Genomic DNA, 19,278 nt, shown 5'->3' on the forward strand with positions numbered 1-19,278 from the left:
TAACGCACCATGGACAATCCTTTTCAGATCATCACCGACACGTTCACGCCAGAATACCGTGTCAACTTGAGCATCCAACGGCTGGACGGCAGCATCATGCTGACCCTCTCCAACGAGCAAGGGGTGGTAGCCAAACGCATGATCAGCGCCGAACAACGCAATGATCCAAAGCGGCTGAAGCGTCTGGTGCAGAGTATCCAATTCGGCATCGCCATCGAGCAGGGTCACAGCGCCATGGAAATCCTGGCGGTGATGACGGATGGCGATCACAAAGTACTACAGCGCCCGCCCAACCGCCCCCTGCCCTTCAGTGTCGGGCTTTAAAGCTCACCTTTCTCGGTTTCCAGGCTCGCTTCGCCCTTGCGGCGCGGGCCTTCTACCTTCACGGAGGGGAACGACGACGACGCATAGCGCACCACCAGGATCGCAAACGCCAAGAGCAGAATCCCGCCGCACAGGTAGATGATGCCAATGTCGGGTGGATTGTGGTGGGACACGTTGGAAATCAGCAGACGCGTCAGCGCGGTGATTGCCACGTAGATCAGAAAGCGCACCGGCATGTGGTTGGTCTTGAAATAAATCCCGACCATCGCGCCCAATTCCAGGTAGATGAACAGCAGCAAGATGTCATCGATCTTGATATGCCCATTCTCGAGCATCCCCAGAAACTCCATCACCGCCGCCCACGCGGTCACCGCACCAATGGCGAACAGCGCCAGGTAGTGGAACGACTCGACAAACAGATTGCCCAGGGACTCGGCCAGACCATGTACTTGCTGGCGCAGCCTTTCGGCCCAGTTGATTTTCACGATGATGCTTCCTTAGGTCGACTCGACCGGATAATGCGGGTTGGACGTGACGGTTGTTCTGCATGCAGAAAAAAGGCCAGGGCTGGGAAATGAGATGGTGGCAGCATGACATGAGACACAGATTCATTAAGTGGCACATAACCTGTGGCGAGAGAGCTTGCTCCCGTTGGGGGTCACATTGAAGAGGGTGTCACCGTAGGATTACCCGGCAACCTCGCCGTGTTGTCAGAAATTTCCGTTGTAGCAAACCTCTATTTCCCGACTACATTAAAAAACTGCTACCCAAACCCCACGGTTTGGCTTACTCTTTTCACTGTATATGAATACAGTAGTAGCGAAAGACAACTATCGTGAAGGCATGTGAGGTGGTGAATGGCCGTCGAAGTGGTATACCGCAGCAGCCGAGATCTGGAGCGTTTGTTCATGGATAAAGCCGAAGCTGACCGTCATGACAAGATGCTTGAACTCGCTGAGTTGCTGGCAGAAGTGTTGCAAAAAGCCGTGCCGTCCCTGAGCGAGCAGCAGGTGGAAGAAGCCGGGATCTACATGGCGAAGAACCGCGATGTATTTGCCAAGGCGTTCAAGAGTCAGCCGGACGCGTTGTCCGAGTTGCTGAACGCACCGGCGGAATAAAGCCCGAATTGAACAGGCCCTGAATCATCGATTCAGGGCCTTTTTAATAACCGGCTATTGGTAAAGCAGGCGCTCGGCCAATTCATCCGCGACCCGTGCGGGCGAGCGTTTTTCGGCTTGGGCGTGGGCGAAGATTTCCGTGAGGCGCGTGCCGATGTTGGATAAGTGCGCGGTGATGGTCGGCAGTTCTGCCCCGCTGTGTTTGAGCGCGACGTAGATCAGGCCGCCCGAGTTGATGACGTAGTCAGGGGCGTAGAGGATGCCGCGCCCTTCCAGTTGGTCAGCCACTTGCAGGTTGGTCAATTGCGCACTGGCGGAACCGGCCACGGCAGCGCAGCGCAGTTGGCCGACGCTCTGGCGGTTGAACACGGCCCCGAGGCCGCAGGGCGCGAGGATGTCGCACGGGGTGCTGAGCAAGGCGTCGTTGGCGATGGGGTGCGCGCCCAGTTGCTCCATGGCCAACTGCACCTTGCCGTGGTCGATGTCGCTGACCAGCAGTTCGGCACCCGCGGCGTGCAGTTGTTCGGCCAGGGCGTAACCGACGTTACCGAGGCCCTGGATGGCGACGCGCAAACCTTCTAGGTTGTCGCTGCCCAGGCGGGCCATGGCGGTGGTGCGGATGCCGGCGAAAACGCCCATGGCGGCATGGGGCGAAGGGTCGCCTGCCGCGCTGGTGCTGGTGACGAAGCGGGTGTGCTGGGCGATGCAGTCCATGTCGGCCACCGAGGTGCCGCTGTCGGTGGCGGTGATGTAGCGGCCGTCGAGTTGCTCGATACAACGGCCGAATGCTTCAAACAGTGCCGCGCGGTTTTCCACATGGCCGGGGCGCAGGATCACCGCCGTACCGCCGCCCACCGGCAAACCGGCCAATGCCGCCTTGTAGCTCATGCCTTGGGCCAGGCGCGCAGCGTCGGCTACGGCACTTTCGTCGTCGGGGTAGGAGAGATAGCGACAACCGCCGAGAGCAGGCCCCAGGCGGCTGTTATGGATGGCGATGACCGCCTTCAGCCCGGTAGCCGGGTCGACGCTCAAGTGCAGCGATTCAAGGCGGGTGCTGTGCATGAGAGCAAACATCGTCAAGCTCCCGAATCACTTCTGGTAGTGGGCCAAGTATAGGCTTGCGGCAGAAACCTGCCGAAATACGCTGGAATAAGCCGCTCGATTTCGCAGGCCTTGCGACATAAGCACACAGGTTATCGCCTAAGCCACTGGACGAAAATTCCCAGCAAGGCTAAAACGGGGGCATCCGCCGGAGAATGCAATGAACCCCCGCAAAGCCTTTTTTGCCTGCCTGGAACGCTCCCCCCCTGCGCTGTTTGAAGCCGCGCTGTGGATAGCCGCCGAGCATGACCCGGCAGTGCAGCCATTGCTGATCCTGCAGGAGCTGACGTTGCTGCAACAGCAGGTGAGCCTCGGCATGCCCATGGTGCCGGCGGATGAACTGGGCCAGACGTTGTTGCGGCGCATGAATGACTTGGGGTTTGCCCAGGATGAGTTCACGCCACTGCGCCCCGCTGCCGCGCTGCTGGACAAGGTCTTGCAGCGCAAACGCGGACAACCCCTGGCCATGGGGCTGATCGCCCTTGAGTTGGCACGACGCCTGGATATCCCCATGGTCGGCGTGAATTTCCCCGGCCACTTTCTACTGCGGGTCCCCGGCGCCGATCACCTTCTGGACCCGTGCGGCGGCCGGCGCCTGTACCCCAATGATTGCCGTGACCTGCTGCAACGCCAATACGGCCCCAACCTCAAGCTGCAGGCCGACCACCTGCACACCGCCGATCCACGTTCGATCCTGCAGCGGCTGTCACGCAACCTGCGGCAATTGCACCTGGCCAACGACGCCCCGCTTGAAGCCTTGGTCGACGCCGAGCGCGTGCTGGAGCTGGGCAATGCCAGTGCCGCCGATTACCTGGCACGGGCCAGCCTGTACCAGCGCCTGGACTGCCCCAACGCCGAGCGTTTTGACTTGGAACACGCGCTGATGCTCAGCGAAGACCCGATCCAACGCCTGCGCCTGACCGAGCGCCTGGGGCATTTGCCGCCCAATTCAGTGGTGCACTGACGCCCGATTCTCGAGCGCTTCCACGCTGATTGATGGTGGCTCAGTGCTTGCCCGGCGCTTTGAAAATGTCGCCCGGCAGCGAGGCGTTCAGCCTCACACCGCCAGGCGAACGCACCTGGATAATCAACAACGCCGCGATCACCGCCGGTATCGCGCAAAAGAAAAAAATCTGCTCCACCGGGATATGCATCGCCAGCAGTATGCTGCCAAACAGCGGCCCCAGGATCGAGCCAAACCGCCCCACGCCCAACGCCCAGCCCGTTCCGGTAGCGCGTACGTGCGCCGGGTAGAAATTGCTGGCAAAGGCGTTGAGGGTCAGTTGGCCACCGATGATGCAAAACCCTGCCGCAAACACGCAGGCCACCAGGTAGCGCGGGTTGTCATGGTTGAGACCGAGCAGAATGGTGCACACCGCCGCCGTCGCCATCACGCCGGACAGGAGGCGCACTTTGCTTTGCAAGCGGTCGGCGAACCAGGCCATGCCGATGGCCCCCAAGGTGCCGGCGAACAGGAACATCGACGTCACCAGGTTGGCTTCTTTCAACGCCAGCCCGCTTTCCAACAGCAGCGACGGCAACCAACTGATCATGAAATACAGCAGGATCAAGCTGACAAAAAAGGTCGCCCAGATCAGCAGCGTCGGACGCGCATAGCCATTGCGGAACAACTCTACGACGGTCAGTTTGCTGCCCTGCTCCTGCTGGCTCTCGGCCTCGCTCGCCGGCGGCGCTTGCCAGCCTGGCAGCATGCGTAATGTCACGGCCTGCAGCCGCGCATACGGCGGCGCATCTCGCAGCAAGCGCGGCAAAGATTCCGGCAACCACCGCACAAGAAACGGGAACAACAGCAGCGGCGTTACGCCACCTGCCAAAAACACTGCCTGCCACCCGAAGCCTTCGATAAACCCCGCCGCCACAAACCCACCCGCTGCCCCACCAAACGAGAAGCCACAGGCCGCCAGGGTCACCATTAACGTGCGCAGGCGCGGTGGGGAGTAGTCCGACATCAACGCCATGGCACTGGGCATGGCGCCCCCCATGCCGATACCGCAGATAAACCTGGCGGCCATCAAGGTGGTCAGTGAGTGGGCGAACACCATCAGCACCGTGAGGCTGGCGTAGATCAGCACGCAGCCAAGCAGGATGCGTCGTACGCCAAAGCGATCCGCCAATGGCGTGACCAGTAGCGAACCCAAGGTCAGCCCAAGCAGGTTGGCGCTGAACACCGGCCCAAATGCGGCCTTTTCCAGCCCCCAATCTTGAGCCAACGCTGGAACTACATACCCCAACACCTGGGCGTCATAGCCATCCGTCACCAGCAACAGTGCCAGCAACAGAAGAATCAACCACTGGTAGCGCGAGACCGGACGAGCGTCGAGTGCCGCGCGAAAGCTGGCAAGCTGATTGTGCATCGCAAAGTACCTATTATTTTTATAAGGGTGGCGCAGGTCAAAATGTGGGAGGGGGCAAGCCCTAATGCCAGTCAGTTAAGGGCAAACACTGTACCTGTGGCGAGGGAGCTTGCTCCCGTTGGACTGCGCAGCAGTCCCAGTCTTTTGAAACAAAGAGCTGGGGCCGCTTCGCGGCCCAACGGGAGCAAGCTCCCTCGCCACAGGTTATTTTTTGCCCCCTCCCACATTGGGTCCTAAGGCGTGTCAGGTTGATTGGCGGGGTGTGCCTGCACAAATGCTGGATGCTGTGCCGCCAACGCCGCCACCCGTCCGATGCGCGGGTACGCCGCCAATGGCACCTTGAAGCGCTCGGCCGCATACAACTGCGGAATCAGGAACGCGTCGCCCAGCCCCGGCTGGTCGCCGAAGCAATACCCCTGATCGCCGATCAACTGTTCCACCGCGCCCAATCCCTGGCTGATCCAATGGCCAATCCATTCCAGCACCTTTGCCTCGTCATGCCCCCACTGACGCAGCAGGTTCTGGGTACTGGAGTTGTGCAGCGGGTGAATATCGCAGCCGATGATCGACGCCACCGCACGCGCATGGGCACGGGCCGCAAGGTCGTTGGAGAGCAACGGCACCTGTGGATAACACTCCTCCAGGTATTCGATGATCGCCAGCGACTGGATCAACAGCTCACCCTCATCGGTGCGCAAGGCAGGCACACGTCCTTGCGGGTTGATCGCCAAATACTCGGGTTGGCGATTGGCACCGCCCGCCGGCACCAGCAGGTTGACCGGCACGGCAGTGAAATCCAGGCCCTTGAGCGCCAAGGCGATGCGAACCCGGTACGACGCGGTGGAACGGTAGTAGGTATAGAGTTCCATCCCCCTCTCCTTCTAGCGCGCCGCGACCACAGTGCCGCGGCATTCGCCGAAGCCGATAGAGGCAAATCCTTCACGACTGCAGCGAGCGCGCAGGATGACTTCATCGCCGTCTTCGAGGAACTTGCGCACCTCGCCGGAGGGCAATTCGACGGCCTTTTTGCCGCCTTCGGTCATTTCCAACAGGCTGCCGAACTGACCGGCTTGCGGCCCCGACAAAGTCCCCGTACCCAACAGGTCACCGGCCTGCAGCTGGCAACCGTTGACGCTGTGGTGCGCGACCAATTGCGCGGCGGTCCAGTACATATGCAGGCTGTTGCTCAAGGCCAGGCGATAGGCCGGCAGGTTTTGCTCACGCATGGCGGCCGTGGTCAGCAGGACTTCCAATTCGATATCCAGGGCACCCGCTGCCTGGTCGCGTTGGTCCAGCAGGTACGACAGCGGCTGCGGGTCACCTTCAGGCCGTGCCGGTTGCGCTGTGCGGAACGGTTCAAGTGCCTCGACCGTCACCACCCACGGTGAAATGGTTGTGATAAAGCTTTTCGACAGGAACGGCCCCAGCGGCTGGTACTCCCAGGCCTGGATATCCCGTGCCGACCAGTCATTGAGCAGGCAGAAACCGGCGATATGTTCAGCCGCGTCACCAATGGCAATCGAATCGCCCATCTCATTGCCCTGGCCGATCCAGACGCCCAGTTCCAACTCGTAGTCCAGGCGTGCACACGGACCGAAGATCGGTTCGGCCTGGCCGGCGGGCAAGGTCTGGCCCTTGGGGCGGCGCACATCGGTGCCCGAGGGACGGATGGTCGACGCGCGACCGTGGTAGCCAATCGGCACGTACTTGTAGTTGGGCAGCAGAGGGTTGTCGGGGCGGAACAGTTTGCCGACGTTCTGCGCGTGCTCGATACCGACGTAGAAGTCGGTGTAGTCATTGATCCGCGCCGGTACGTGCATCTGGCAATCGGCAGCACGGTGCAACACGTGCGCTTCACGCGCCTGCAGTGTGCTGCCTTCGGCCAACAACGTCAGCAAGCGCTCGCGCAAGGCCACGCGCGGGCCACGGCCCAGTTCGAAAAAGGCGTTCAGTTGGCCACCGGCGGTCGCCTCGACGGCGCGACGGGCGTCACCGTCGAACGCATCGATCGCGGCGTGCAGGTCCAGGATCGAGTCGCCAATCGCCACGCCAGCGCGCGGTGCGGAGCCGTTGACGCTGAACACGCCCAACGGCAGGTTCTGCAGCGGAAAATCGGTGTGACCATTCGCGGAGGCCACCCAGCTGCGGGTGAGTGTTGGCTGCGTCATGGGTTTATCTCCGGTTCGGGTTGAAGGTGGCGGGCAGCGAGGCCCAGCACGCGTCGTAAGTGTTTTGCAGCTGCGGGCAGTCCAAGGCGAACTGGGTCGGACGCAGCACTTGGCTGGTCTCGAACATAAAGGCCATGGTGTTATCGATCTTGTGCGGCGCCAGCGCCACGTTGATGGCCTTGGTGCAGGTTTCGCCGTCCGGGCCGTGGGCGCTCATGCAGCTGTGCAGCGACGCGCCGCCGGGCACGAAGCCTTCGGCCTTGGCGTCGTAGGCACCTTGGATCAGGCCCATGTACTCGTTCATCAGGTTGCGATGGAACCACGGCGGACGGAAGGTGTTCTCGGCCACCATCCAGCGCGGCGGAAAGATCACGAAGTCGAGGTTGGCCAGGCCGTGGGTGCTGGTGGGCGAGGTCAATACCGTGAAGATCGACGGGTCCGGGTGGTCGAAGCTCACGGTGCCTATCGTGTTGAAGCGGCGCAGGTCGTATTTGTACGGCACGTTGTTGCCGTGCCAGGCGACCACATTGAGCGGGGAATGATCCAGCTCGCAAGCCCAGAGTTCGCCGAGGAATTTCTGTACCAGCGTTGTCGGTTGTTTCAGGTCTTCGTAGTAGGCGACCGGGGTCAGGAAGTCGCGCGGGTTGGCCAGGCCGTTGCTGCCGATGGGCCCCAGGTCCGGCAGGCGCAGTGGGGCACCGTGGTTCTCGGCGACGTAGCCGCGCGCTTGCGCATCCAGCAGTTCGACGCGGAATTTGAGGCCGCGCGGCAGCACGACGATTTCCAGCGGCTCGACTTCCAGCACGCCCAATTCAGTCGCGATACGCAGACGGCCCTGTTCGGGAACGATCAACCATTCGCCATCGGCATTGAAGAACACCCGCTCCATCGAACGATTGGCGCGGTAGTTGTAGATGCTGATGCCCGAAGGTTTTTCCGACCCGGAATTAGCGACCATCCCTACAAGCCCATCGACAAAGTCAGTCGGCTCACTTGGAATATCCAACGGGTTCCAGCGCAAGCGATTCGGCGTCACCGCCCCCAACGGCCCACCGACCAACTGCCGTTCAAGCTTGATAAACGCTGGGTGATTGGCCGACGGCTGAATGCGGTACAGCCAGGTGCGCCGGGCTTCACTGCGCGCCATGGTGAACGCCGTGCCGGAGAACAGTTCGGTGTACAGCCCATAGGGCGCTTTTTGTGGGGAGTTCTGGCCGACTGGCAGTGCGCCGACCAGGGCTTCGCTGGCGAACTCATTGCCGAAGCCCGACAGGTATTCGAGGTTCATGGAGCATCCTCTGTACGGAAGTTGTTTTTATCGTAATCCAGTTACGCATAACGTAATTTGATCACTAACGACCGTCAAGCTATAAAGACGCCCATTCATCTCTCGGATTCTCTCCCCTCCATGGAAAAGCCCCGCGACACCGGTAAACAGAAAGTCCGCTCGGCCGAAGTGGGCACCGACATCCTCAAGGCCCTGGCCGAACTGTCACCGGCGACCTCGCTTTCACGCCTGGCCGAGCACGTGCAAATGCCGGCCAGCAAGGTGCACCGCTACCTGCAGGCGCTGATCGCCTCAGGTTTCGCCGAACAGAACACCGCCACCAATCACTATGGCCTGGGCCGCGAAGCCTTGCGTGTGGGCCTGGCGGCGCTGGGCAGCATGGACGTGCTCAAGGTCGGCGCGATGCCCCTGGCGGAGTTGCGCGATGAATTGAATGAAACCTGCTTCCTGGCGGTGTGGGGTAACCAGGGCGCGACCGTGGTGCAGATCGAACCGGCGGTGCGTGCGGTGACGGTGGTCACGCAGTTGGGTTCGGTGTTGCCGCTGCTCAGTTCGTCCACCGGGTTGGTGTTCAGCGCGTTCCTGCCGTCGCGGGAAACCGTAGAGCTGCGTGAACGCGAGATCCAGGCCGGCATCGCCCATGCCCTGGCGGACGACCAGGCTTACGCGACCGCCTGCGAACAGATCCGCCGCCGTGGCCTGCACTTTGTGCATGGTTTGCTGATGCCCGGCGTCGATGCGTTGTCGGCGCCGGTGTTCAACGCTGTCGGCCAAGTGGCGGCGGTGATGACCGTGGTCGGCCCCACCTCGTTGTTCCACGCCGATGAAGACGGCCCGGCGGCGCAGCGCTTGCTGGCGGCGACCCAGGCCGTGAGTTGGCGGATGGGGTATCAGCCCTGAGCTAGTCGTGCCATTGGATCAGTGCCAGTGCCACGCGGTTTTCCAGCGCACGGATGGGCGTGGCGTCACTCACATAGTTATTGCTGATCATTGAAAACACCAGGCGTCGGCCATCGGCGTCGGTGATGTAGCCGCTCAACGAGGAAACCCCGGCCATGGAGCCGGTCTTGGCGTGCAGGTTGTTTTGCGCCGCCGTGCCGCGCAGGCGGTAGCGCAGGCTGCCGCCGGTCATGCGGTCGGGGTCACCGGCGATCGGCAAGGCGTTGTACCAGGCTTCGAACCAGGGCTGCTTGGCTGCGGCCAGCAGCAGGTCGGTCAGGTTCTGCGACGACACCCAGTTACGCCGCGACAGACCCGAACCGTCCACCTGGCTCAGCGTCATCGGGTCCAAACCCTGGCGCCGCATGAAATCCGCGACTGCCGCGACACCGGCCTGCGCCGTACCCGCGTTGGCTGTCTTGCGCCCCATGGCTTTGAGCAACGCTTCCGACATAGCGTTGTTCGACAGCTTGAGCAGCGGCGTGATCAGTTCCTGCAGCGGTGCCGATTGATGCTCGGCCAGCACCCTGGCCGTCGCAGGGCTTGTACCACCGATCACGCGTCGGCCCAGTACCTGGATGCCCTGCTGCGCCAACGCCTGCTCAAACAGATTGGCCACCAGTTGCGTCGGCTCCCACACGCTCACCCACTGCCGGCTTTGTTTGCCTGGCGCCAGCGCACCGGTGAGTTGCAGCAGGTTGGTGCCGTGCTGGCGGGTGATGCCGTAGGAGTTACCGGGACCGCTGACCGCGCGGTTGTTCAGTTGCACATAATCGGTGGACGGGCTCACCACCACGCTCACCGGCTGGCCAACCGCGACGGGCGCTTTCGCCGTGACGAGCAACGTGCCCGCATCAAAATCCGCATTAGGCGACACGGTCAGCGCCGAAACCTGCGCGCCGTAGTAGGTGCTTTCATCGTCCTGGGCCCAGTCCACGCCCAGCCGTTCGGCGTCGAACCAAGTGTCGTCGAAGACAAGATCGCCTTGGACCTGGCGCACACCCTGCCCCGCCAGTTGTGCCGCCAATGCCTGGTAGTCGGCGAATTGCGTGGTCGGGTCGCCCAAGCCGCGCAAATAGAGGTTGCCGCTGAGGCGCTCGCCCTGCTGGGTGCCGTTACCCAGCAGTTGAGTGGAAAACCGGTATTGCGGCCCCAGCACATCCATCGCCGCCGCAGTGGTGAGCAATTTGAGGTTGGACGCAGGAATGACCCGTGTTCGCGGGTTGTGTTGGTAGAGCGTGCTGCCGCTGCGGGCGTCACGCACCATCAGGGAGACAGTGGCGCCGTTGAGCGCCGGGTCGGCCATCAGGTGATCGAGGGTGCCTGGGGTGGAGGTCTGGGAAACACTCGCGCAGCCCCCCAGCAAAAGGCTCAAGCCAACCAGCATGCCGCGGGTGTGTAAGCATTTTCCAAAGTACATCAGTAGCGTTGTCCGCAAAGCTGTCAGTGGCGGCAACGCTACCAGCTCCCTCCCCCTGTGGCGAGCGGGCTTGCCACAAGGCGTCATGTCCTACTTCAGAATTCCAGGGTGCTCGACACCGATACCTGTCGCGCATCGCCCATGGACACAAACAGCCGGCTGGCTGCCGAGGTGTAGTAGACGCGATCAAACATGTTCTTCACATTGAGTTGGAACTTGACCTTCTGCCCATCAATTTTAGTGTCGTAGGTAGCAAATGCGTCCGCCACGGTATAACCCGGCAAGTTGAAGTCGTTGGCCGCATCGCCGGCGCGCTCGCCGACATACCGTGCGCCGGTCCCCACGCGCAACTGGTCGCCACCAAAGATGTTGCCAAAGTCGTAGGCCACCGACAGCGAGCCGGTGTGCTTGGCCACGTTCTGCAGGCGGTTGCCCTCCAGCGTCGGGTCGTTGTCCTTGATGTCTTCGGCGTCGGTGTAGGCATAACTGCCGATCACGCTCCACTTGTCGGTCAATTGGCCGGTGGCGTCCAGTTCAAGGCCGCGTGAGCGCACCTGGCCGGCAATGCTGTAGATCGTATTCGCGCCGGAACCGACCGACACCAGCACATTGCGCTTGTCGATGGTGAACAGCGCCGCGCTGGCGGTGATGCGCCCAGGGATGTCGAGCTTGGCCCCCAGTTCCCAGGACTTGGATTCCTCAGGCGTGAGGTCGCCAGTCAAGGTGCTGCCATCGTTCAAGGCGGCGATGGTGGAGTTGGGTTTGAACGACTCGGTGTAGCTGCCATAGAACGACAATTCATCGGTGTAGCGATACACCAGGCCCGCACGCGGCACCCAGGCCTGGCCGTTGCCGTTGGTGTTGGCCTTGAACGGTACGCCCTTGCCGGCGTATTGGTCGTACATCTGATAGCGCGCACCGGCGACAAAAATCCACTGGTCGTTGAGGTGGATGGCATCCTGGAAGAACAGCGAGTCGCTGCGCAGCAGGTCGGTCTGGGCGCTGTCGACGGCGCTGACGGTAGTGCCCGCCACTTCATTGCCGTACACCGGGTTGTTGTAGTTGAAGGTGCCCCGCGAGCCCTGGCGAATCAGGTCGGCGCGGTAGATCTTGCGGTATTCGTCATCCAGGCCGAACACCAGGTCATGCTGCATGCCCAGCAGCTTGACCTTGCCTTCCAGGCTGGCCGTGGTGAACCGGTCGGTGGTGATCGCGCCCTGGGTGCCGTCCATTCTGCGGGTCAGGGTGCCGTTGTCATTCACCGCACTCACGCGCACTTGGCTGGCGTCGTAGGTTTCGCGGTTCCAGCTGTAGCCGAAATGGGCCTTCCAGTCATCGTTGAGGTCGTGATCGGCTTCAAAGCGGTACAGGTCGGACCGCCCTTCCATGTTGTTGAAGGGTTCATCCAGCCGACGGGTGGCCGGGATGTCCAACGGGTGGTTGGACTTGTCGATGGCGGTGCCACGGTCGAACGGCGTGAGAAACTCGCGGTGCTCGTAGGCGAACAACAGCTTGGTGGTGTCGCCATACCAGGCCAGCGACGGCGCGATCAGGCTCTCGCGGTGGGTGCCGAAGTTGCGCCAGTAATCCTCGTCTTCATGGTCGACGATCAGCCGATAGGCCAGGCCGCTGTCGCCAATCGGGCCGGTGGTGTCTAGGCTGCCGCCGCTACCGTTCTTGCCATCACCGAAGGTGGAGCCGCGCACGGTCAGGGCGGTGGACTGGACCAGCTCAGGCTTTTTGCTGACGATATTCACCACGCCGCCCGGGTCCTGGATGCCGTACAGCAAGGATGCTGGCCCCTTGAGGACTTCGACCCGCTCCGCCGTAGCGTTCAACGCACGCCCCTGCACGATCGGCATGCCATCGCGCATGATCGAACCGTTGCGGTTGTCGCCAAAGCCACGCAGCATCACCGCGTCCTGGGTGCTGGCCAGGGTGTTGGCCTGGGTGATGCCACTGATGTTGCCCAGGGCGTCATCCAGGTTGCGCGGGGTCTGATCGCGCAGCACTTGGGCGGGCACGACGTTGACAGTCTGCGGGGTTTCCAGCAGCAAGCCACCCGAGCGCATCACCGAACTGGTGGGCGGTGGCTGGTAGCTGGTGCTGTCCTGGGCCTGCTGGCCAACGCCGCTGATCGTGGTGGCGCCGAGGTTCACCGCGCCGTCGGTGGGCACCGGCTCAAGGGCCAGGGTACGGGCGTCGATCTGGCGGAAGGTAAAGCCGGTGTTGCTCAGCAACCGTTGCAGGGCCTGGTTTGCGCTCATCTGGCCGCTGACCGCCGGGGCGCTCAGGCCGTAGGGCGCTTCATCGGTGTAGATCACGCTGATTCCAGTGACCCGGCTAAAATCGCTCAGGGCCTGGGGCAGCGGCTTGGCTGCCAGGGCAAAGTTGAACTGGGCGCTTTGCTGCTCCTGCGCCTGCGCCACGCTCAGGGGCAACAACGCCAGCCCCGAGACTGCCAATGCCGAGGCTCCCAGCCACTGTTTTATCCAACCGCCCGCCGTCGACTTCATGCTGTGAGAACCCGTGTAGAAAACGCTGTTAATGCGAATAGATCGCAGTTTCAAGCACTACACGGTTGAGCGGTGGATTTACCTCACCTTTATTTGCAAATATTTTTCGTTAGTGCGCCTGAATGCGAAAGCCCATGCGTGGGAAATGCACATGCACGGTGCCCGCGCGCTCATCGCTACGGCGCAGGATCAGGGTTTCACGCCCGACAAACAGCAGCTCACCGGCCACGGGGTCAGTGCCGTAGTCGGTGGCCGAAAGGGTCACCAGCTGGCCGGCCTTGAAGCCATTCAAGTCCTCGAACACTTCATCGGGCAACGCCGCTGGGGTGGCGTTGCGCGCCACGTCCAAGGCGTGCTCGGCGCTCATCTCACTGGCGGTGCCATGACCAAAACTCAGTACCCGGTCGAGCCAGGCGGCGACGGCGGGATACGCGTCCACCAGCGGCGCGGTCACCGAAGAGCCTTTGAGGAACCACAACGGATGGGCCAGGGCAAAGTCGGCAATCGACGGCTCGCCGAACAGGAAATCCCCCGATTGGTGCTGCAACTGCTGGTCGATTCGGCCGACAATCGCCGGCCATTGATGCTTGGCCACCTCCAATTGCACCCGGGTCGCGGTGCCGCCACTGAACAGTTGGGTACGGTCGGCCACCAGCACCTGCAGCATGTGCGGCGGCACCTTGGCGAACTTGACCGCCAGGGATTCCGGCTGGAACACCAGCGCCACGGCATGGGAAAACACCACCGAATCGGCCCAGGCGGCGAAGCCCTGGGTCACCAATTCCAAACCCTGCGGAAACAGCGCCGGCCCGGACTTCTCCTGCTCCAGGCGCCGGGCGATCAACGCGGTGTCGCAGTAGATATCGGCGCCGACCTGCAACACCGGTGTCTTGCGATAGCCACCGGTCAAGGCGGTCAGATCAGGCTTGGGCATCACCGGTGGAATAAACACCGAGCGCCAGGACAAGCCTTTGAAGCCCAGCAGCAGGCGGGCTTTTTCAGCGAAGGGGGACTGCGGGTAGTGGTGCAGGATCAACTCAGACATGCCAGGCTCCGCTCAATAGATGAGCCACTAGCTTAGCCTGCGAAACCGCGCATGGGGGCGATGGGAACCCATCAGTCAAATCAATGAGCCGCTGGCCGCCAGGCACTCCTTGGCGCTCTTTTTCAGCTTTTTGATCAAGCGTTCCTGGCGCAGCGCCTCGCCCTTGCTCGCGCATTGCTCGGTGTACACCAGCGCCACGGCAGGGCTGGATAAAAAGAACCGCGCGCCCTTGCCGCTCTGGTGCGAGGCAAAACGGCGTACCGGGTCGTTGCTGATGCCGCAATACAGCGAACCATTGGCGGCACGCACCAGGTAGACGAACCAGGGCTTGGGTTCAGGAATATCAGTCACGGGTCAATGTCGGCAAACCAGAAGAGTGCCAATCTTATCAACGACTGGCCTGGAATGCCCTCAGCCCTTTGAGCGCCTGCGCGCGCACGGCGTTTTTCAACGCAGGTGACCAGCCCAGCAACAGCCCCTTCACACCCAACGCCTGGCGCGACCAACGCCACAGGTCGAAGTGGTCGTGGTGCTCGCAGATCTTGCCGTCGCGAAACACAAACCGCGCGCCGATATCGTTGACCACCGCATTGCCGGTGGCGCTGAACAGGTAAGTCGCCACCCAGTGCGCGCTGCCGGTGGTCTCGTCGCTGCGCACGTGGTCGAACGTCAGGGAAAAGTCCTTGGCCCGCGTGGTGAGCATGCGCCACATATCACCGGCATCACGGCCACGCAGCTCGCCAAACGCCGGGTCGCTGAACACCACATCATCGGTGTAGCAGGCGGCCATGGCTTCTGCATCCAGGCGCTGAAAGGCCGTGTAAAACTCGCTGATCAAGGCGTTATGGGCATCACTCATGGGCAGGCTCCGCGTGAGGAAAAAGAGTAGGCGCACGATAAGCCGTCAACGCCGCCAAGGCTACTGACATTCGCCGGGTAAATAGCCCGCCTCAGGGCACCATGCCACTGCTGCGCGCATACGCGAACAAATCGACATCGGTGGAAATGCACAGCCTGCTCATCGCGGTGCTTTTCTGCTTGCTGATGGTCGAGATACTGCGGTTGACCCGCGCCGCGATCTGGCTGACGGTCATGCCACTGGCGAGCATGCGTACCACCTCGCGCTCCTTGCCGGACAACTGCGGCATACCCTGCTGGTCACCGACGCCCGCCTCCTCAAGTTGCAATCGCAGGCATTCGCTGACAAAGGTGTGCCCTTCACACACGGCCTTGATCGCCAGCGGCAGTTCCCTGGCCGATGCACTCTTGGCAACGATGGCGCGCGCGCCATGGGAGAACGAGGACCTCAGCGTGGCAACGTTGGCGAACATGGTGACCAGAATCACCGGCAAATCGGGGTGTTGTCGATGCAGCAAGCCCAACAACCCGTAGCCATCCGCCTGTTGATTACCCGGCATGGCAAAATCCGTCACCAAGACGTCGCAGGGTGTGCGCTGGACCAGCGCCAGCAATTGATCGGGTCCATCGGCCTCCCCCACGACTTTGCACTTTCCGTTGGCCTCAATGACCACTTTTTGACCAATACGTACGATGGGATGATCGTCAGCAATAATTACGCGAAGCATGGGCACCACCAGGATCGCCAATTGAGTCCGGGCAAAATAGCGCTGATGGCTTTCAGCCACAACCGCCGAAATTGGCGGTTTCCGGGCCTCAGCCAGCAATCAGTGAAACCCGACTTTAGGCCCACAGAAAAAACAGACGCCACCTACAGAATAGAACTACAAAGATGAGGGAAACTTCCTTCACTAAACCTGAGGCCATAGCTCGGCCAGGCGCAGCAGGTAACGCCGCAAGTCGGCGTATAAAAGCCCAAGTGAGCGCGAGTTCGCCGCGACGCCCTCACACGCCACCGCAGTGATCAAGTGGGCGCCGCGGTCCTCCAATTGCCCGGCCCCCAAAAAGGCAAGACCGCCCACCAACCGATGCAAGTGCCGGCTCGTCGCCGTCGCATCCTGTTTAAGGAGGGCGTCGTCCAAGGCTGCCAGATCCGCCTGCGCCTCCTCCAACAAGCACCCCACCATGCGCTCTACCACTGCCGCACAGCCAAAGGTTTCTATCAGGGTCGCGCGGGCGGGCCAGGTGATGGGCACGTCTTGAGCAACCGGCTCGGGTCGCTGGGTGTCCGCCTGGGGCACCCATAACGTCAGGATTTCGCGCAGTTGTATCAAGGTCAGCGGCTTGACCAGCCAGGCATTGATGCCGGCCTCCAGGCAGCGATGAATCTGGGCAGCCTCAAGGGTCGAGGTCAGGGCAATGATCGGCACCGGCGCGGTGTGGGCCAGGCGCTCACGACGGCGTACCTCACGGGCCAGGGCATAGCCATCCATGACCGGCATCTGGCAGTCCGTGAGGATCAGGTCGAAGTGCCTGTCGGTCATCGCCGTCAAAGCGGCCTGCCCGTCGTTCACCACTTCCCTGTCGAACCCCAGCTTATGCAGCATCCCCCCCAACAGCATCCGATAGGCTGGATGATCTTCCACCACCAACACGCTCAATCCCTTGGGCCCAGAGGTCATTGGGCCGAGCGGCAGTGACGCAGACCCTGCGTTCCCACCGGGTGGGCTACCTGGCTGCATGATGACCTCGTTACGGAATGGACCGGCCAGGAATGAGCCATTACGCAGGTGCACTGTGCCGCCGCGACAACCCGAAAAAACAACTCAAATGGATTACATATTTAGTCAAATAATATTCTTTTGGATTATTTTTTAACCATGCAACAACTACGAAATATTCCCTCCTTACGCATAAATACGTCTTTATCTGACAGCCGGAGTCGCCACGAACCATTGTCGTATTTGTTGTATTTCCCCTATTGCAGGCACCCGATAAATTCCCCGGCGTCCTTCGAGGGCCCTCGCTCTCTTGGTGTTTGAGGCCTCTTGGACGGACACCCGCCTCCCAGTGAACGCGAACGTTATCGCCTGGGGAAATGCCCACGGCCTTGCACCGGAAATCATCAAAAAATGAGAAAGACCCTGACCGTAGTTGTCGCCACCTTAATGGCCGCGTCCCCTTGGCATACCTTTGCGGCAAGCAGCGTGGACCTCACCGTCACCGGACTGATCACACCCAGCGCCTGCACGCCCGGCCTGTCCGGCGGTGGCGTGGTGGACCATGGAAAAATATCGGCCAAGGACCTGAGTGCCACCGACCAGACCCTGCTCCCCGCCAGCACGCTGCAGATGGTTGTGAACTGTGACGCGCAAACCCTGTTTGCCTTGAAGGGCATCGAAAACAGCGTCGGCAGCACGAATCCGAACGGCTTTGGCCTGGGCCTGATCAACGGCAATCAGCCGCTGGGCCATTACACCCTGGAGCTGCTGAACGCTTCGGCCGACACCGCCGCCGCCACCACGCTCAAGTCCGTCGACGACGGTAAAACCTGGGACGCCATGGGCGGCGATGTCTGGTCGACCCTGAACCTGGCCAGCTTTGGCAATCAGTCCGGCGGCAACTGGGCGCCGATCCCGATCAAAGACCTGACCGCCGACCTCAAGGTCTCGACGCTTATCGCGCCCGCCTCAGGACTGGACCTGACCAACGAAGTACCGATCGATGGCAGCGCCACCCTTGAAGTGAAGTACCTCTAAGCCCTTTTTCCTCAACCCGAGGCATCACCGAATATGGATGTTCGTACTTCGACCCTAGTGGTCACCTTGCTGATTGGCGTGACGTCGCAAACCGAGGCCGCCAGCAGCACCGACTTGGCCGTAACCGGCCTGATTATTCCGAGCGCTTGCAGCCCCAGCCTGTCCGGCGGCGGCGTGATCGACCACGGCAAAGTGGCCGCCCGCGACCTCAACCCAGACACTCACACGTCCCTGCAGCGTCAGGTGATGCGCCTGAATGTGCGCTGTGACGGGCCGACACTTTTCAGCCTGAGCACCTTGGATAACCGTGAAGGCACCTCAGCCATTCAGGACCGGTTTCATGGCCTGGGGATGACGGCCAACGACGAAAAACTCGGCAGCGCCTCCCTGAGGCTTTCTACAGCGGTGGCCGACACCGAAGCCGTGCGCACCATCGTGTCTACCGATGGCGGCGCCACCTGGGTCGAAGGCACTTATTTGGGTCACACCGCGATGACCGCCGTGGCCTCGGCCACCGGCAGCCTCACCCCGATCGCCGTGCAGGAGCTGGATGCCGACGTGCGCCTCAACACCATGATCGCGCGTTCCGACAGCCTGACCCTGGTCGACGAGGTGCCCCTGGACGGTCACGTGACTGTTCAATTGCGTTACCTGTAATCCCTGATCCGTTCTCCCTACCCTGGACCCTGCTCACCATGAAACCTCTATCGCGCCTGCTCAGCTCTTGCCTGATGATCGGCTTCGCCACACCGGCACTCGCGGCCTCCACCACCGACCTGACGGTCAAGGGGCTGATTGTACCGGCGGCCTGCACCCCCAGCTTGTCCAACGCCGGCATCGTCGATCACGGCAAAATTTCGGTGGGTGACCTTAAGCCTGCCGCCAACACTTACCTGCGCCCAATCACCGTGCAACTGATGGTTGATTGCGACGCGAAAACCCTGTTGGCGTTAATGCCCACGGACAATCGCAAGGAGTCCGGAACCGGTTTTTACAACTACGGCATCGGCTTGGTCGACGGTAAAAAGCTGGGCGGCTATTCGCTGGTCTACGACAAGGTCCTCGCCGATGGCGTCACGCCGCGCATGCTGATGTCCTGGGACAATGGCACAACCTGGCAAAGCGCCGACGACAGCGATATGTGGGACTTTTTCCTGTCGGTCGGCGACGCGGCAGGACCACGCATCCCCGTCCCGGTACAAAACCTGAGCATGGACTTAGCGGTCCACACCAACATCAACCCGGCGCAGAACCTGCCCGTGGCTCAAGAGATGAACATCGACGGCAGCGCCACCATCACCGTGCACTACCTCTGAGCCCGAGCCCGCAAGTGTTTCACCCAACCCCCTGTATCCCTGGAGCCCCAC

20 protein-coding genes are annotated in these 19,278 nt (G+C 61.7%); 7 read left to right on the plus strand and 13 right to left on the minus strand.

The window, feature by feature from the left end; all coding sequences use genetic code 11:
- The first annotated feature begins 9 nt into the window (after window positions 1-9).
- Window positions 10-324: a DUF3509 domain-containing protein gene (locus tag AC3ZU9_RS05815; RefSeq protein ID WP_012722376.1), complete on the plus strand. Its 315-nt coding sequence runs from the start codon at window positions 10-12 to the stop codon at window positions 322-324.
- Here the strand turns inward: AC3ZU9_RS05815 and AC3ZU9_RS05820 are convergent.
- On the minus strand, window positions 321-809 hold the full coding sequence (locus AC3ZU9_RS05820; protein ID WP_012722375.1) for a phosphate-starvation-inducible protein PsiE: 489 nt from the start codon (window positions 807-809) through the stop codon (window positions 321-323). The genes AC3ZU9_RS05815 and AC3ZU9_RS05820 overlap by 4 nt on opposite strands.
- A gap of 372 nt (window positions 810-1,181) precedes the next feature.
- Between AC3ZU9_RS05820 and AC3ZU9_RS05825 the strand changes: the two genes are divergently transcribed.
- Entirely contained in the window at window positions 1,182-1,442 is a 261-nt protein-coding gene (locus tag AC3ZU9_RS05825; protein WP_012722374.1) for a YebG family protein, read from the plus strand.
- A 54-nt stretch (window positions 1,443-1,496) separates the two neighbouring features.
- Here the strand turns inward: AC3ZU9_RS05825 and AC3ZU9_RS05830 are convergent, their stop codons facing one another.
- Window positions 1,497-2,516, minus strand: a complete 1,020-nt coding sequence (locus AC3ZU9_RS05830) for a Glu/Leu/Phe/Val dehydrogenase family protein (RefSeq protein WP_043204825.1) — start codon at window positions 2,514-2,516, stop codon at window positions 1,497-1,499.
- 187 nt (window positions 2,517-2,703) lie between these two features.
- Here AC3ZU9_RS05830 and AC3ZU9_RS05835 point away from each other — a divergent pair, with 187 nt between their 5' ends.
- Window positions 2,704-3,507 (plus strand): SirB1 family protein, encoded by an 804-nt coding sequence (locus AC3ZU9_RS05835; RefSeq protein ID WP_012722372.1) that lies wholly within the window; start codon window positions 2,704-2,706, stop codon window positions 3,505-3,507.
- A 40-nt stretch (window positions 3,508-3,547) separates the two neighbouring features.
- Here the strand turns inward: AC3ZU9_RS05835 and AC3ZU9_RS05840 are convergent, their stop codons facing one another.
- The 4 genes from AC3ZU9_RS05840 to hmgA form a co-directional block, all read right to left on the minus strand.
- Window positions 3,548-4,918 carry an MFS transporter gene (locus tag AC3ZU9_RS05840; protein WP_490090410.1) on the minus strand — a complete coding sequence of 457 codons (1,371 nt, stop codon included), beginning with the start codon at window positions 4,916-4,918 and terminating at the stop codon, window positions 3,548-3,550.
- A gap of 233 nt (window positions 4,919-5,151) precedes the next feature.
- Window positions 5,152-5,787 (minus strand): maleylacetoacetate isomerase, encoded by a 636-nt coding sequence (maiA, locus tag AC3ZU9_RS05845; protein WP_122809984.1) that lies wholly within the window; start codon window positions 5,785-5,787, stop codon window positions 5,152-5,154.
- Window positions 5,788-5,799: 12 nt separating this feature from the next.
- Window positions 5,800-7,086 (minus strand): fumarylacetoacetase, encoded by a 1,287-nt coding sequence (gene fahA, locus AC3ZU9_RS05850; RefSeq protein WP_012722369.1) that lies wholly within the window; start codon window positions 7,084-7,086, stop codon window positions 5,800-5,802.
- Window positions 7,087-7,090: 4 nt separating this feature from the next.
- On the minus strand, window positions 7,091-8,374 hold the full coding sequence (hmgA, locus tag AC3ZU9_RS05855; RefSeq protein ID WP_490090411.1) for a homogentisate 1,2-dioxygenase: 1,284 nt from the start codon (window positions 8,372-8,374) through the stop codon (window positions 7,091-7,093).
- 120 nt (window positions 8,375-8,494) lie between these two features.
- On the opposite strand from hmgA, the gene AC3ZU9_RS05860 reads away from it, so the two are divergent.
- Entirely contained in the window at window positions 8,495-9,274 is a 780-nt protein-coding gene (locus AC3ZU9_RS05860; protein ID WP_046034370.1) for an IclR family transcriptional regulator, read from the plus strand.
- 1 nt (window position 9,275) lies between these two features.
- On the opposite strand, the gene dacB is transcribed toward AC3ZU9_RS05860, so the two are convergent.
- From dacB to AC3ZU9_RS05895, 7 genes are all read right to left on the minus strand, one after another.
- A complete protein-coding gene (dacB, locus tag AC3ZU9_RS05865; RefSeq protein WP_490090412.1) occupies window positions 9,276-10,733 on the minus strand; it encodes a D-alanyl-D-alanine carboxypeptidase/D-alanyl-D-alanine endopeptidase in 1,458 nt (485 codons plus the stop codon).
- 95 nt (window positions 10,734-10,828) lie between these two features.
- Window positions 10,829-13,249, minus strand: a complete 2,421-nt coding sequence (locus AC3ZU9_RS05870; protein ID WP_012722365.1) for a TonB-dependent siderophore receptor — start codon at window positions 13,247-13,249, stop codon at window positions 10,829-10,831.
- Window positions 13,250-13,358: 109 nt separating this feature from the next.
- Window positions 13,359-14,294 (minus strand): glutathione S-transferase family protein, encoded by a 936-nt coding sequence (locus tag AC3ZU9_RS05875; protein ID WP_012722364.1) that lies wholly within the window; start codon window positions 14,292-14,294, stop codon window positions 13,359-13,361.
- A 75-nt stretch (window positions 14,295-14,369) separates the two neighbouring features.
- On the minus strand, window positions 14,370-14,645 hold the full coding sequence (locus AC3ZU9_RS05880; protein ID WP_012722363.1) for a GIY-YIG nuclease family protein: 276 nt from the start codon (window positions 14,643-14,645) through the stop codon (window positions 14,370-14,372).
- 37 nt (window positions 14,646-14,682) lie between these two features.
- Window positions 14,683-15,153: a nuclear transport factor 2 family protein gene (locus tag AC3ZU9_RS05885; protein WP_490090413.1), complete on the minus strand. Its 471-nt coding sequence runs from the start codon at window positions 15,151-15,153 to the stop codon at window positions 14,683-14,685.
- Window positions 15,154-15,244: 91 nt separating this feature from the next.
- Window positions 15,245-15,880: a response regulator gene (locus tag AC3ZU9_RS05890; RefSeq protein WP_012722361.1), complete on the minus strand. Its 636-nt coding sequence runs from the start codon at window positions 15,878-15,880 to the stop codon at window positions 15,245-15,247.
- Between the two features lie 183 nt (window positions 15,881-16,063).
- Window positions 16,064-16,894 carry a response regulator gene (locus tag AC3ZU9_RS05895; RefSeq protein ID WP_102061620.1) on the minus strand — a complete coding sequence of 277 codons (831 nt, stop codon included), beginning with the start codon at window positions 16,892-16,894 and terminating at the stop codon, window positions 16,064-16,066.
- 390 nt (window positions 16,895-17,284) lie between these two features.
- Between AC3ZU9_RS05895 and AC3ZU9_RS05900 the strand changes: the two genes are divergently transcribed.
- From AC3ZU9_RS05900 to AC3ZU9_RS05910, 3 genes are read left to right on the plus strand one after another with little or no spacing between them, the layout of a single operon-like run.
- Window positions 17,285-17,911, plus strand: a complete 627-nt coding sequence (locus AC3ZU9_RS05900; RefSeq protein WP_490090414.1) for a DUF1120 domain-containing protein — start codon at window positions 17,285-17,287, stop codon at window positions 17,909-17,911.
- A gap of 33 nt (window positions 17,912-17,944) precedes the next feature.
- Window positions 17,945-18,568, plus strand: a complete 624-nt coding sequence (locus tag AC3ZU9_RS05905; protein WP_064054823.1) for a DUF1120 domain-containing protein — start codon at window positions 17,945-17,947, stop codon at window positions 18,566-18,568.
- A gap of 38 nt (window positions 18,569-18,606) precedes the next feature.
- The gene (locus AC3ZU9_RS05910; protein ID WP_102061617.1) at window positions 18,607-19,227 is read left to right on the plus strand and encodes a DUF1120 domain-containing protein; all 621 of its coding nucleotides are present in this window, start codon (window positions 18,607-18,609) and stop codon (window positions 19,225-19,227) included.
- Window positions 19,228-19,278 lie beyond the last annotated feature (51 nt).

The sequence above is a fragment of the Pseudomonas sp. A39 genome (genome assembly GCF_058145955.1).

Coding starts and splice junctions, on each gene's coding strand:
- AC3ZU9_RS05875 (WP_012722364.1), bottom strand. CDS start 14,294: ATGTCTGAGTTGATCCTGCACCACTACCCGCAGTCCCCCTTCGCTGAA.
- fahA (WP_012722369.1), bottom strand. CDS start 7,086: ATGACGCAGCCAACACTCACCCGCAGCTGGGTGGCCTCCGCGAATGGT.
- AC3ZU9_RS05825 (WP_012722374.1), top strand. CDS start 1,182: ATGGCCGTCGAAGTGGTATACCGCAGCAGCCGAGATCTGGAGCGTTTG.
- AC3ZU9_RS05905 (WP_064054823.1), top strand. CDS start 17,945: ATGGATGTTCGTACTTCGACCCTAGTGGTCACCTTGCTGATTGGCGTG.
- AC3ZU9_RS05835 (WP_012722372.1), top strand. CDS start 2,704: ATGAACCCCCGCAAAGCCTTTTTTGCCTGCCTGGAACGCTCCCCCCCT.
- AC3ZU9_RS05890 (WP_012722361.1), bottom strand. CDS start 15,880: ATGCTTCGCGTAATTATTGCTGACGATCATCCCATCGTACGTATTGGT.
- AC3ZU9_RS05840 (WP_490090410.1), bottom strand. CDS start 4,918: ATGCACAATCAGCTTGCCAGCTTTCGCGCGGCACTCGACGCTCGTCCG.
- AC3ZU9_RS05830 (WP_043204825.1), bottom strand. CDS start 2,516: ATGTTTGCTCTCATGCACAGCACCCGCCTTGAATCGCTGCACTTGAGC.
- AC3ZU9_RS05895 (WP_102061620.1), bottom strand. CDS start 16,894: ATGCAGCCAGGTAGCCCACCCGGTGGGAACGCAGGGTCTGCGTCACTG.
- dacB (WP_490090412.1), bottom strand. CDS start 10,733: ATGTACTTTGGAAAATGCTTACACACCCGCGGCATGCTGGTTGGCTTG.
- maiA (WP_122809984.1), bottom strand. CDS start 5,787: ATGGAACTCTATACCTACTACCGTTCCACCGCGTCGTACCGGGTTCGC.
- AC3ZU9_RS05815 (WP_012722376.1), top strand. CDS start 10: ATGGACAATCCTTTTCAGATCATCACCGACACGTTCACGCCAGAATAC.
- AC3ZU9_RS05885 (WP_490090413.1), bottom strand. CDS start 15,153: ATGAGTGATGCCCATAACGCCTTGATCAGCGAGTTTTACACGGCCTTT.
- AC3ZU9_RS05860 (WP_046034370.1), top strand. CDS start 8,495: ATGGAAAAGCCCCGCGACACCGGTAAACAGAAAGTCCGCTCGGCCGAA.
- hmgA (WP_490090411.1), bottom strand. CDS start 8,374: ATGAACCTCGAATACCTGTCGGGCTTCGGCAATGAGTTCGCCAGCGAA.
- AC3ZU9_RS05900 (WP_490090414.1), top strand. CDS start 17,285: ATGAGAAAGACCCTGACCGTAGTTGTCGCCACCTTAATGGCCGCGTCC.
- AC3ZU9_RS05910 (WP_102061617.1), top strand. CDS start 18,607: ATGAAACCTCTATCGCGCCTGCTCAGCTCTTGCCTGATGATCGGCTTC.
- AC3ZU9_RS05870 (WP_012722365.1), bottom strand. CDS start 13,249: ATGAAGTCGACGGCGGGCGGTTGGATAAAACAGTGGCTGGGAGCCTCG.